Consider the following 11,528-nt stretch of genomic DNA (forward strand, 5'->3'; position numbering starts at 1 on the left):
TATGACTGAACGCTTTTCTCTCAAGGGCCAGGTCGCCGTCGTCACCGGCGCGTCGCGGGGCCTCGGTTTCGAGATGGCGCGCGCCGTCGCGGAATCCGGCGCTCGCGTCTACATGACGGCGCGGGGCCGGGACCAGCTCGAACAATCGGCCGCCACCCTGCGCGAGGCAGGTCTCGACGTCCGCACCAGCGCGTTCGATCTCTCGGACGGCGATGAATGCGTCCGCGCCATTCGCGAGATCGGCGAGGCGGAAGGGCGGCTCGACATCCTCGTCAACAATGCGGGCATCAACGCTTGGGAGCCCCTCGCCGAAGCAAAGACCTCGACCTGGGACAGCGTCATCCGCACGAATGTCCGCGGCCCTTATCTGCTGTGCCGCGAAGCCGCGCGCTTCATGGTGCCGAAGGGCTATGGCCGCCTCGTCAATGTGGGCTCCGCCCTCGCCGTGACGGGACGTGAAAAGATTGCCGCCTACGTGTCGAGCAAGCACGGCCTGGCCGGAATGACCCGCGCGCTCGCGGCGGAACTCGGTCCCAAGGGCGTGACCTGCAACATGATGGCGCCGGGTTACTTCCTGACCGAGATCAACACCAGCATCCTGGCTCGGCCCGGCTATGAGCGAGGCGTATCGGGGCGGATCCCTCTCGGCCGCTGGGGCGATCCCGAGGAGGCCGGCGGCGTCGTCGCCTTCATGGTGTCGAAAGCCGCGAGCTACATGAACGGCCATATCCTGGTCGTGGATGGCGGCCTCACCGAAACCTTCGTCCTTCCCGTGGACTCCTGAGGACATCACCATGAGCGAAAAAGAAGTGGCGCTCGTCACCGGCGCCGGACAGGGGATCGGCCTCGCAACGGTGAACCGCCTGCTCGACGACGGTTTTCACGTGGTCATGGTCGACCGCAATGCCGAACCGCTCGCGGCCGCGGCCGACACCTTGCTCAAGAAATCGCGCTCGGTCGAGCATCACGCGCTGTCGATCACCGACCGACCCGCCGTCGCGGCGCTGATCCGGTCCCTGCCCAGGCTCGACGTGCTGGTCAACAACGCGGCGATCTTTTGGGACGGCAAGTTCGACACCATCACGGAGGACGACTTCAAGGCCATGTACGAGGTCAACGTGGTGGGCACATTCGTGATGGCGCAGGAAGCCGTGAAGGCGATGAAGCGCGGCGGGCGCATCATCAATGTGGCGTCGCGGGCCTATCTCGCGGGCTATGCCCATGCGCCCTACATCACGTCGAAGGCCGGCACCGTCGGTCTCACGCGCGGCATGGCCATCGACCTTGCCGAGAAGGGGATCTTCGTCAACGCCATCGCGCCCGGCCTGATCGAGACGGATATGTTCCGCTCGCTCACCCCCGAGCGGCAGCAGGAGCTGATCGCCAAGCAGCCGACGAAGACGGTGGGCCAGCCCGAGGACATCGCCAACGGCATCGCGTTCTTCGCCGATCCGCGGACGAAAAACGTCACCGGCCAGATCCTGACGCTGGATGGCGGGCGATCGATGGGGATATCCCTCTACTGAGAGTTCGCGCTTGGCAAAAAAAGTGGGCGGCACGCCGGTGCCGCCCTTTTTCGTTTGGTGCCCACGTGAAGCGATCAGGCCGCGACGTCGGTGTCGACGCCGAGATAGAATTTCTGGATATCCTCGTTGGTGGAGAGTTCAGCGGCGCTTCCGGACAGCACAGTCCGGCCATTCTCGATGACGTAGCCATAAGAGGCGTATTTCAGCGCGATCACGGCGTTCTGCTCGACGAGCAGGATCGACACCTTCTTCTGCCGGTTGATCTGGGCCACGATCTCGAAGATTTCCTTCACGATGAGCGGCGCGAGGCCAAGCGAGGGCTCGTCGAGCAGGATCATCTCCGGATCGGCCACGAGGGCGCGGCCGATCGCCAGCATCTGTTGTTCGCCACCGGAAAGATAGCCGGCCGCCTGATGCCGCCGCTGCGACAGGATCGGGAAGAAGTTGTAGACCTCGTCGAAGGCCTCCTTCCTGGGCCGCGCCTTGCGCTGGGCGAAGGTCGCGGCGATCAGGTTTTCCTCGACCGTCATCTCGGCGAAGACATGCCGTCCCTCACGGACATGGAAGATGCCGCGACGCACGATCAGGTGCGGCGCCAGCCTGGCGATGTCCTGTCCGCCGACCGTGATCGAACCGCTCGTCACGCGGCCGTTCTCGAGAGGAAGGAACCCGGAGATCGCCTTCAGGGTCGTGGTCTTGCCGGCGCCATTGGCGCCGAGAAGCGCCACGATGCTGCCCTCCGGAACGCTGAGGTTCAGGTCCGTCAGAGCCTGGATGACGCCCTGATAGACGACGGCGAGGTCCTTGATTTCGAGAGCGGCCGCCATGACTCAGTTAACCTTCATCCAGTCGGTGAGATGCTCGGGGTCCCATTTGTTCTTCTGGCTCCAGCGGATGATCCGGCCCATGCCGACCTGCTGGCCCGAAATGGACACCGGAACGTCGATGAGGCCGCCCGTATCCCAATTCTTCACCGCGCGCATGGCCTCGGCGAGATTGTCGCCGTTGACCTCCTTGCCGGCATCGATGACGGTCTCGAAGGCTTTCGTGGCCATCATGCCGCTCATCCAGGCGTTGAGGAAGCCGAGGCGAGCGTAGCCGCTGAAATTCGGCTGCTTGGCCTTGATGAGCGTGCCGATGGTCTTCATCGTTTCGCCGGCAGGCTTCACCGTGTCGTCGTTCCAGACCTTCACGCCGACGAGCCCTTCGGCAACGTCCTTGAGCTCGATCATCTTGGCGCGTTCGTTCTGCCAGACGGTGCCGAGGAACATCACGTCGTCCATGCCGTAATCGCGCACGAGGCGCACGATTTCCGGCCAGACCGCGAAGGAGTAGCCGTGATGGATGACGTGGGTCGGCTTGGCTTGGCGAATGGCGAGCGCGTAGGCGCTCACATCGGTCTCGACGAACTTCGTCTGCTGCACGAGCACGACCTTGATGCCGAGCTCCTTTGCCCGCTCAAGCGCGCCTTCGATGCCGTCGCGGCCCATGCTGGTGCTGGAATGCACGATGGCGATCGACGGCGTGTTGGAGCCTGCCGATTTCTTCACGTAATCGACCAGCATGCGAAGCTGCGAGCCGTAGGTCGCGCCGGTGACGAAGTGATAAGGGAAGTTCTTCTCGTCGGCGAGCTCAGAGGCGAACGATCCGGAGGTCATGAGGATCTTGTAGGTGGAGTTGTTCTCGGGCGAAATCGCCTGGATCATGCCGGTGCTCTCGCCGAAGAGATAATCCACCCGGCCTCGCGCCAACTCCTTCTTCACGTTCGCCACCGCCACGTCGACCTTGAAAGTCGAATCGTTGATGGTGAGGTTGATCTTGCGGCCGCGGATGCCGCCCTGCGAATTGATCCAATCCGCATACGCCGTGAAGCCTTCGCCCTGGAACTTGCCGCCTTCGGCGGCTGGTCCCGTCAGGTCGCAATGGATGCTCCAGTTGAGAGAATCCGCGGCGCGCGCGGTGCGGATGTTGAATGTGCTCACAGCCGCGACTGCGCCTGCCGTCTCAAGGAACCTGCGTCTGGTAATCATTATCCCCTCCACCTGTAGATCTGGTCGATCGTTTATTGTCGCCGCCCGGAGCGGGCGGCGAGGACGCCTCACGCACCCTCGCGGACGGGTGAGAATCTCTGCCGCGCGCGCTTCCACAGCTGGGCAAGGCCACGCGGTTCGAGGATCAGGAATGTCACCATCAGCAAGCCGAAGATCGTCTCACGGAGCGGCACCAGGATCGACGCGACGTCGAGACCGAGCGTGTTGCCGATGCCGAGCGCGCCCTCGCGCAGCAACTCCGGCAGGAGCGTCATGAAGACCGCGCCAAGGATGACGCCGAGTGTCGAGCCCATGCCGCCGACGATGACGGCCGAGAGAAAGAACACCGACAGCAGAAGGCCGAACTGTTCGGGATTCACGAACTGGTTGAAATACGCGAGCAGCCCCCCTGCGACGCCGGCATAGAAGGAGCCGAGCGCGAAAGCCACGAGCTTGTACCAGACGATCTGCACGCCCAGGACTTCGGCCGTGAGGTCGCGCTCGCGGACCGCGATGAAGGCGCGGCCGACGCGGGAACGGATGACGTTCAGCGTGAAGATCGTGAAGAAAACGACGCAGAACAGGATGAGGTAATAGGTGCGCGTTTCGTTGTTGAGCGGATATCCGAAAATCGTCGCGGGTTGCACCGTCAGACCAACGTCGCCCTTGGTCACGCTCTGCCAGTGAACAAATATGAAATTCAGAATGAACTGCGCGGCGAGGGTCGCGATGACGAGATAAAGGCCCCGAATCCGCAACGAGGGCAGACCGAATCCGATGCCGATCACGGCCGCGGCGACGCCCGCGAGCGGAATCGTGATGTAGAAGGGCAGCCCCAGATGGATCTGGGCCAGCGCCACCGTATAGGCGCCCACACCCACGAACGCAGCATGGCCAAGCGACAGCAGGCCGGTATAGCCGGTCATGATGTTGAGCCCGTGCGTGGCGATGATGTTGATACCGAGCAGGCCCGCGAAATAGATCCAGTAGCGCGGCGCCACCAGCGGCAATGCCATGAGCACCGCGATCAGCAATCCGCCCCACAGCCAGTCACGACCGATCCCTCGCGCCGGCGCCTGGACAGACATGGTTTCCACGTTGCTCACCATCAGATTCGCTCGATTTCCTTGGTGCCGAAGAGGCCGGTGGGACGCACGAGAAGGACCAGCAGGGCGAGGATGTAGGGCGTGATCTCGCGGAACTCCGTCCCGAGCACCCATCCGGTGACGGCCTCGAGCCAGCCGATGATGAAGCCCGCCACCAGCACGCCTCCGATGGAATTCATGCCGCCGAGAATCACCACCGACAGAACGTTGAGGGCGACGAGACCGAGATGCGGCGTCAGCGTGTTGACGTTGGCCATCAGGATGCCGCTGATGCAGCCCGTGACGGCGGCGATCACCCACGTGAATGCGATGACCCGGCGAACGTCGATGCCCATGGAATAGGCCGTGATCTGGTCGGCGGCCGCGGCGCGCAAAGCGACGCCCGCGCGGGAATAGCGCAGGAAGGCGATCAGCGCGCCCACGAGCACGACCGCGATGGCAAAAGCGCGCGCCGTCTTGCCGGGAATGAAGATGCTGCCGAGCATCACGGGCGAACGCGACAGGATCGCGGGGATCTGCAGATCATTCGGCCCCCAGATCATGCCCACCACCCCACGAATGATGCTGCCGATGCCGAACGTCACCATGACGATCGCGATGAAAGGCCGTCCCATCATGGGCCGCAGGGCGAACCGCTCGATCATCAGCGCGATCACGATCGATCCGATCATGGCCGCAAGGATGCCGACGACGATCCCCATGGAGAACGTGACGGCCGCCGTATAGAAGAAATAGGCCGAGAGCATCATCATTTCGCCCATGGCGAAGTTGAAGGTGCGGCTGGACTTGAAGATGACCACGATGCCGAGCGCGATGAGGGCGTAGATGCCGCCCGCCGCGATGCCGACCGCCGAATATTCCAGAAACAACGCGAAGGGGTTCATGGCTACGCGCTCCTACGCCGCTGTTGCCTTGGCGGGAGCGACGTCGTCGCCCGTGCCGAGATAGGCCTTGATGACGTCCGGGTTGGAGCGCACCTCGTCGGGTGTGCCGGACGCGATCGGCTTGCCGAAGGACAGAACCACGATGTGGTCGGAAATTCCCATCACCATGCTCATGTCGTGTTCGATCAGGAGCACGGTCGTGTTCCAGTTGTGGCGGACATCGACCACGAAGCGGCTCATCTCGCGCTTCTCCTCGCGGTTCATGCCGGCCACCGGCTCGTCGAGAAGGAGAATCTTGGGCTTCATCACCAGGGCGCGCGCCAGCTCCACGCGTTTCTGAAGCCCATAGGCGAGGTCTTCCACCGCCTTGTGCTGAACGCGGTCGAGTTCGAGCAGACCGATGATCTCACGCTGGATCTCGCTGGAGAGCTCGGCCTCTTCGTTGCGCGTCTGCCGCAGGCGGAAGCCCGCCGACAAGACGCCGCTCTTCAGCTTGGTGTGGGCGCCCAGCTTGATGTTGTCGAGGACGCTCATGCCATGGAAGAGTGCGATGTTCTGGAAGGTCCGCGACATGCCGCAATAGGCGCGCTGGCTCGGCTTGAGAGACGAGATATCCTGGCCGTCGAGCGTCACGCGGCCGTGCTGGGGCTTGTAGAAGCCCGATATGACGTTGAACAGGCTCGTCTTGCCGGCGCCGTTCGGGCCGATGACGGAGGTGATCCGGCCCGCCTTGGCGTGAACGCTGACACCGCTCAGGGCCTTCAGGCCGCCGAATGCAAGCTGGATGTTGTCGACCCGCAGCATGATCAGCTTCGCCGCGCGGCGGCGTGCCCGCGCATGGTCGACAGGGATCCCGTTGCCTTCATGCCGAATTCTCCCAAAGCCCCCTGCCGATCTCTGCCGTCTGGGGTGATTTCAAAAACTCTAACACTTGTTCGAAAACTTGTCACCAGCGTTTGTGCGCTCACCCGGCGCACCGCTTACGAGCCTGAAAAGGTTGGCTTCCGTTTCTCCAGAAACGCCGTCATGGCCTCCCGCTTGTCGTTGGAATCGAACAGCAGATAGGCGGCGCGGCGCTCCAGCATGAGGGCGGTGTCGAGGGAGGCATCGAGGCCGGCGTGAAGCACCTGCTTGATTTCGGCGACGGCGAGCGGAGGCATGGCCGCAATGGTGACGGCGAGCGCCACCGCTTCGGCCACCGTGTCGTCGTCCGGCGTGACCTTGCTGGCAAGCCCCGCCTCATAGGCTTCCCGCGCGGTCATGGGTTCGCCGGTGAGAAGCATCAGCATGGCGCGGTAGCGTCCCACCGCACGCGCCAGCCGCTGGGTCCCGCCGGCGCCCGGCATGATTCCGAGCTTCACCTCCGGCTGGCCGAATCGCGCGCCTTCACCCGCGATGATGATATCGGCATGAAGCGCCAGTTCGCAGCCGCCGCCAAGCGCGTAGCCGTTCACGGCCGCGATCACCGGCTTCGGACAATGGCGGATCGCCGCCCAGTTCACGTCGTCGGCGCGCCGCATCATTTCGCCGGGTCCGATTTCGACCATGGAGCGGATATCCGCGCCCGCCGCGAACGCCTTTTGGTCCCCCGTCATCACGATGGCCCGAATCCCGCCATCCGCCGTGAGAGCGAGGAAATGCTCCCGCAACTCCGCGCGCAGTTCGGGGCTGAGGGCGTTGCGCGCTTCCGGGCGGTTGAGGCGCAGGAGCGCGACGTGAGCGGCTGGATGTTCCAGGAGAACCAGTGACATGATGCCTTCCCGTGCGCTGAACGATTCGAGGCGTTCCGGCAAATAGGGGTTTACGCGTCAATATTCTAACGATAGTTAGATTATAGGCGAGCGTTCCGGCGACGTCAAAGCCTGCCGGCCGCCATCCGCCCGCAGGCCCCGACCGAGACGCGGCCGGGTCGGCCAGGGAGAGAACGATGACCGCAAGACCGAAGAGACTGCGCCGCTGCCAGCTTGCGGTTCCGGGGTCCAGCGACAAGATGATGGCCAAGGCCGCCTCGCTTGAGGTCGACCACGTCTTCCTCGATCTCGAAGACGCGGTCGCGCCCGCCGCCAAGGTGCCCGCCCGGGCCCAGATCGTTCAGGCGCTCAACACGCTCGACTGGGGCGGCAGCATCCGGTGCGTGCGCATCAACGACCTCGACACCCATTACGCCTATGAGGACATCATCTCGGTCGTCGAAGGCGCCGGGGAAAACCTCGACACCATCCTGGTGCCGAAGGTGAAATCCGCCTGCGACGTGCGTTTCGTGGACCGTCTCCTGTCCCAGATCGAGGGCAAGCTCGGATTGCGGCGGCGGATCGGCATCGAGGTTCTGATCGAGGAGGCCGAGGCCATCATGCGCGTGGAGGAGATCGCCGGGGCCTCGGACAGGCTCGAGGCGCTGGTCTTCGGCATGGGCGATTATTCGGCCTCGCAGGGCATCGACCCGCGCGCCATCTCGGGCGACACCGGCTATCCCGGCGATATCTGGCATTACGCCCGCTACAAGATGATCGTGGCGGCAAGGACCTACGGCCTCGACGCCGTCGACGGGCCCTTCGTCAATTTCCGCGATACGGATTATTTCCGCATCGAGTGCACCCGCGCGTTGCAACTCGGCGCTGCCGGAAAATGGGCCATTCACCCAAGCCAGGTCGCCATCGCCCAGGAGGTGTTCAGTCCGACTCAGGCCGAAGTGGACCGCGCCTACAAGGCCGTGGCCGCCTATGCGGACGCGCAGAAGCAGGGCCTTGGCGCCATCCAGGTCGACGGGCAGATGGTGGATGTTGCAACCGTCCGTCTCGTCCAACGGGTCATCGACCGCGCGGAGCTCGCCGGCATGAAACCGACGGCCGGGCTGTGAGTGTCGCGTTGATTGACATGACCAAAGCAACCAGAGGCCATTTCTTCGAGGATTTCCGGCTCGGTCAGGACATCGTCCATGCGGTGCCGCGCACGGTCACGACGGGCGACGTAGCGCTTTTTTCGGCGCTCTACGGAATGCGGTTCGCTTTGCAATCGTCGGATGCCTTCGCGCAAGGCTGCGGGCTCGAGCGGGCGCCGATCGACAATCTCCTGTTGTTTCACGTCATCTTCGGAAAAACTGTTCCCGACGTCTCGCTGAACGCGGTGGCGAATCTGGGCTACGCGGAATGCCGTTTTCTGGCGCCGGCCTGGCCGGGTGACAGTTTCACCGCGCGCAGCGAAGTGATTGGTCTGCGCGAGAATGCCAACCGACGCACCGGCATCGTGTATGTTCGCTCGACGGGCTATAATCAGCGCGGAGAGGCGGTGTTGACCTTCATCCGCTGGGTCATGGTCAACAAGCGCAATATCGACGCCGCCGCACCCGACACGGTCGTTCCCGAAATGGCTCCGCAGGTCGCGAGCGACTCGATCGTCGTCCCGAAAGGGCTCGATTTCTCGCGCTACGACCGGGCGCTCTCAGGCAGCGCCTTCGGCTTCGAGGATTACACGGTGGGCGAGCGCATCGACCATATCGACGGCATGACCATCGAGGAGGCCGAGCATCAGATCGCCACGCGCCTCTACCAGAACACCGCGAAGGGCCATTTCGACGCCGTGCTGCAAAAATCCAGCCGCTTCGGCCGGCGGATCGTCTATGGCGGCCACATCATCTCGCTGGCGCGATCCCTGTCTTTCAACGGCCTCGCCAACGGCTGCCTGGTCGCCGCCGTCAATGGCGGCCGACATGTCAACCCGGCGGCGGCTGGCGACACGATCTATGCCTGGTCCGAGATCCTCGAAAAGCAGGTCTTGGCGAATCGCCCCGATATCGGCGCCCTGCGCGTGCGCACCGTCGCCACCAAGGACATCGATGGCGCGACCTTCCCGGCCCCGGGCGGCGAGGACGAAGCCGCGGTGCTGCTCGATCTCGATTACTGGCTGCTCATGCCCCGCGACATCTCCTGATGAATCGGCTTCGACACATGGGCTCCCACTCGACCAGGCTCGAATTTCCCTGGGAGACACCACCCGCCACCGGCACTGTGCGGGAGGTCGCACCCGGCCTGCTCTGGGCGCGCCTGCCGCTGCCCTTCCGTCTCAACCACGTGAACGTCTGGTTGCTCGAGGAAGATGACGGCTGGACCGTCATCGATACCGGCTGCGCGACCGCGGAACTGATGAGCGTGTGGGAGACCTTGCTGGCGGGGCCGATGCGCGGCCTGCCGGTCCGTCGTGTCATCGCGACGCACGGACATGTGGACCATATCGGTCTGTCGGGCTGGATGGTCGAGCGCTTCGACGCGGAATTCGTCGGCACCTTCGCGGAGTGGATATGGGCCCGGATGAGCCATATGCACGATGTGCCGGGCTCCCATGCCACGCATCATTCCTATCTGGTCCGGCACGGATTCGACGATGAGGTGGCGGACCGGATGGTCGAAAGCCGCCACCGCTATATCGACCTTGCGACTCCCATCCCGGGCGCCATCACCGAAATCCGCGAAGGCCAGACAATCCGTCTCGGCCAGCGGGACTGGCGCGTTATCGTCACGCGCGGCCACGCCTTCGAACACGCGTCCCTGTACGATGCGCAATCGCAAATTCTCATCGCGGGCGATCATCTGCTGCCGAAAATTTCCCCCGTCATCGCCGTCTACGAGATGACGCCGAATGCCGACCCGCTGGCGGATTATCTTGCGTCATTCCCGCAATTTTCCGACATGCCGGCGAACGCACTGGTGCTGCCTTCCCATGGCATGCCCTATCGCGGCATCCACACGCGGATCGAAGAGCTTCGCGACCATCACCGCAAGCGCCTCGACGAGGTCGCGGATTGCCTGGCGGAGTGGACGACGGCGCTCGACCTCTCGCGGACGCTGTTTCCGCATGTCGAGGGTCCCGACAGCGTCGGCTTCGCCCTCGGAGAAACCCTCGCTCACGTCAATTACCTGCTCACCCATGGGGTGATCCGGGAGGATCGCGACCCCCAAGGGCGCGCCGTGTTCAGCACCCGTTCCTGATCCGCTGGCTCGCCGCGAAGGCGGTTCGTCTCCGCTTCAGGAGACTGGCCCGGACGGCATGAAATCCTGTATGACGCTCGTCGCAGGTTGCGATATCCGGATCCGCAACGTTGCTGGAGCCAATCCATGACCCGTTTCATCTGTGTCCAATGCGGCACCCAGTTCGCCGACGCGCCGGCACCGCCGAGGGCCTGCCCGATCTGCGAGGACGAACGGCAATATGTGCGCTGGTCGGGCCAGGAATGGACCGATCGCGAGGCCCTGAAGGCGGAGCATCGCAACGCGTTGACCGATGAAGACGGCGTGACGGGCATCGGCATCGCCCCTTCCTTCGCCATCGGGCAGCGCGCCCTGTTGGTGCCGTCCGAGGGAGGCTTCGTGCTGTGGGATTGCGTGGCGCTCGTCACCGACGACGTCGTCGCGATGATCAAGAGAAGGGGAGGCCTCCGCGCCATCGCGATCTCGCATCCTCATTATTACACCTCGATGGTGAGTTGGAGCGAAGCCTTCGGCGGGGTGCCGATTCATCTTCATGCGGATGATCGCCAATGGGTGATGCACCCGCACCCGGCAATCGCGTTCTGGTCCGGGGAAACGCGGCAGATCGGCCCTGGGCTCACGCTCATCCGCAGTGGCGGGCATTTCGAAGGCAGCACGCTCCTGCACGACGCTTCGGGCGCGGATGGCAAGGGCGACCTTTACGTGGGCGACAACCTGCAGGTCTGCCAGGACCGCCGTTATGTGAGCTTCATGCGGAGCTATCCGAATTACATCCCGCTCAACGCCACTGCTGTCGAGCGGATCGCCGCCGCGGTCGCGCCCTACCGGTTCGAGCGCGTCTACGGCGCCTTTGCGCACCGCAACGTGAGACGCGACGGCAAGGAAGCGGTTGCCCGCTCGGTCTCGCGCTACCTTGCAGCCATCGGCTGACGGGCTGCCGATTCGCCCTGCCTGCCCAAGATCGGCTAGGCTGAAGCTCACATTTGCCGTCTCGCCGGAA

Annotated in this window: 12 protein-coding genes; 6 read left to right on the forward strand and 6 right to left on the reverse strand. The window is 63.9% G+C overall.

From position 1 onward, the window contains the following. The first annotated feature begins 1 nt into the window (after nt 1). The gene (locus AC1DVM_RS01085; protein WP_477251237.1) at nt 2-784 is read left to right on the forward strand and encodes an SDR family NAD(P)-dependent oxidoreductase; all 783 of its coding nucleotides are present in this window, start codon (nt 2-4) and stop codon (nt 782-784) included. Nucleotides 785-794: 10 nt separating this feature from the next. Then, complete coding sequence (locus AC1DVM_RS01090) at nt 795-1,526, forward strand: SDR family NAD(P)-dependent oxidoreductase (protein ID WP_477251239.1); 732 nt, start codon at nt 795-797, stop codon at nt 1,524-1,526. A 74-nt stretch (nt 1,527-1,600) separates the two neighbouring features. Here the strand turns inward: AC1DVM_RS01090 and AC1DVM_RS01095 are convergent, their stop codons facing one another. The 6 genes from AC1DVM_RS01095 to AC1DVM_RS01120 form a co-directional block, all read right to left on the reverse strand. Continuing rightward, entirely contained in the window at nt 1,601-2,353 is a 753-nt protein-coding gene (locus AC1DVM_RS01095) for an ABC transporter ATP-binding protein (protein WP_477251241.1), read from the reverse strand. A gap of 3 nt (nt 2,354-2,356) precedes the next feature. After that, nucleotides 2,357-3,556 (reverse strand): ABC transporter substrate-binding protein, encoded by a 1,200-nt coding sequence (locus tag AC1DVM_RS01100; protein ID WP_477251243.1) that lies wholly within the window; start codon nt 3,554-3,556, stop codon nt 2,357-2,359. 68 nt (nt 3,557-3,624) lie between these two features. Continuing rightward, nucleotides 3,625-4,644, reverse strand: coding sequence for a branched-chain amino acid ABC transporter permease (locus tag AC1DVM_RS01105; RefSeq protein WP_477251360.1), 1,020 nt, complete (start codon nt 4,642-4,644; stop codon nt 3,625-3,627). Nucleotides 4,645-4,664: 20 nt separating this feature from the next. Next, entirely contained in the window at nt 4,665-5,546 is an 882-nt protein-coding gene (locus tag AC1DVM_RS01110) for a branched-chain amino acid ABC transporter permease (protein ID WP_477251244.1), read from the reverse strand. A gap of 12 nt (nt 5,547-5,558) precedes the next feature. Next, nucleotides 5,559-6,350 carry an ABC transporter ATP-binding protein gene (locus AC1DVM_RS01115; protein WP_477251246.1) on the reverse strand — a complete coding sequence of 264 codons (792 nt, stop codon included), beginning with the start codon at nt 6,348-6,350 and terminating at the stop codon, nt 5,559-5,561. 176 nt (nt 6,351-6,526) lie between these two features. Next, on the reverse strand, nt 6,527-7,297 hold the full coding sequence (locus tag AC1DVM_RS01120) for an enoyl-CoA hydratase-related protein (protein ID WP_477251248.1): 771 nt from the start codon (nt 7,295-7,297) through the stop codon (nt 6,527-6,529). A gap of 176 nt (nt 7,298-7,473) precedes the next feature. Between AC1DVM_RS01120 and AC1DVM_RS01125 the strand changes: the two genes are divergently transcribed. The 4 genes from AC1DVM_RS01125 to AC1DVM_RS01140 all read left to right on the forward strand — a co-directional run bounded on the left by AC1DVM_RS01125 (nt 7,474) and on the right by AC1DVM_RS01140 (nt 11,458). Beyond that, nucleotides 7,474-8,403: an HpcH/HpaI aldolase/citrate lyase family protein gene (locus tag AC1DVM_RS01125; protein WP_477251250.1), complete on the forward strand. Its 930-nt coding sequence runs from the start codon at nt 7,474-7,476 to the stop codon at nt 8,401-8,403. 17 nt (nt 8,404-8,420) lie between these two features. Beyond that, nucleotides 8,421-9,473, forward strand: coding sequence for a MaoC family dehydratase (locus AC1DVM_RS01130; protein ID WP_477251251.1), 1,053 nt, complete (start codon nt 8,421-8,423; stop codon nt 9,471-9,473). Beyond that, the gene (locus AC1DVM_RS01135; RefSeq protein WP_477251260.1) at nt 9,473-10,528 is read left to right on the forward strand and encodes an MBL fold metallo-hydrolase; all 1,056 of its coding nucleotides are present in this window, start codon (nt 9,473-9,475) and stop codon (nt 10,526-10,528) included. The genes AC1DVM_RS01130 and AC1DVM_RS01135 overlap by 1 nt, the downstream gene beginning before the upstream one ends. A gap of 126 nt (nt 10,529-10,654) precedes the next feature. Further along, nucleotides 10,655-11,458: an MBL fold metallo-hydrolase gene (locus AC1DVM_RS01140; RefSeq protein WP_477251262.1), complete on the forward strand. Its 804-nt coding sequence runs from the start codon at nt 10,655-10,657 to the stop codon at nt 11,456-11,458. Nucleotides 11,459-11,528 lie beyond the last annotated feature (70 nt).

The sequence above is a fragment of the Microvirga sp. P4_A5 genome, from assembly GCF_056402495.1.

Bases quoted from the DNA above. Each gene is read 5' to 3' on its own strand.
- AC1DVM_RS01090 (WP_477251239.1), top strand. From the start codon at position 795: ATGAGCGAAAAAGAAGTGGCGCTCGTCACCGGCGCCGGACAGGGGATC.
- AC1DVM_RS01135 (WP_477251260.1), top strand. From the start codon at position 9,473: ATGAATCGGCTTCGACACATGGGCTCCCACTCGACCAGGCTCGAATTT.
- AC1DVM_RS01105 (WP_477251360.1), bottom strand. From the start codon at position 4,644: ATGTCTGTCCAGGCGCCGGCGCGAGGGATCGGTCGTGACTGGCTGTGG.
- AC1DVM_RS01125 (WP_477251250.1), top strand. From the start codon at position 7,474: ATGACCGCAAGACCGAAGAGACTGCGCCGCTGCCAGCTTGCGGTTCCG.
- AC1DVM_RS01130 (WP_477251251.1), top strand. From the start codon at position 8,421: ATGACCAAAGCAACCAGAGGCCATTTCTTCGAGGATTTCCGGCTCGGT.
- AC1DVM_RS01085 (WP_477251237.1), top strand. From the start codon at position 2: ATGACTGAACGCTTTTCTCTCAAGGGCCAGGTCGCCGTCGTCACCGGC.
- AC1DVM_RS01115 (WP_477251246.1), bottom strand. From the start codon at position 6,350: ATGCTGCGGGTCGACAACATCCAGCTTGCATTCGGCGGCCTGAAGGCC.
- AC1DVM_RS01100 (WP_477251243.1), bottom strand. From the start codon at position 3,556: ATGATTACCAGACGCAGGTTCCTTGAGACGGCAGGCGCAGTCGCGGCT.
- AC1DVM_RS01110 (WP_477251244.1), bottom strand. From the start codon at position 5,546: ATGAACCCCTTCGCGTTGTTTCTGGAATATTCGGCGGTCGGCATCGCG.
- AC1DVM_RS01095 (WP_477251241.1), bottom strand. From the start codon at position 2,353: ATGGCGGCCGCTCTCGAAATCAAGGACCTCGCCGTCGTCTATCAGGGC.
- AC1DVM_RS01120 (WP_477251248.1), bottom strand. From the start codon at position 7,297: ATGTCACTGGTTCTCCTGGAACATCCAGCCGCTCACGTCGCGCTCCTG.
- AC1DVM_RS01140 (WP_477251262.1), top strand. From the start codon at position 10,655: ATGACCCGTTTCATCTGTGTCCAATGCGGCACCCAGTTCGCCGACGCG.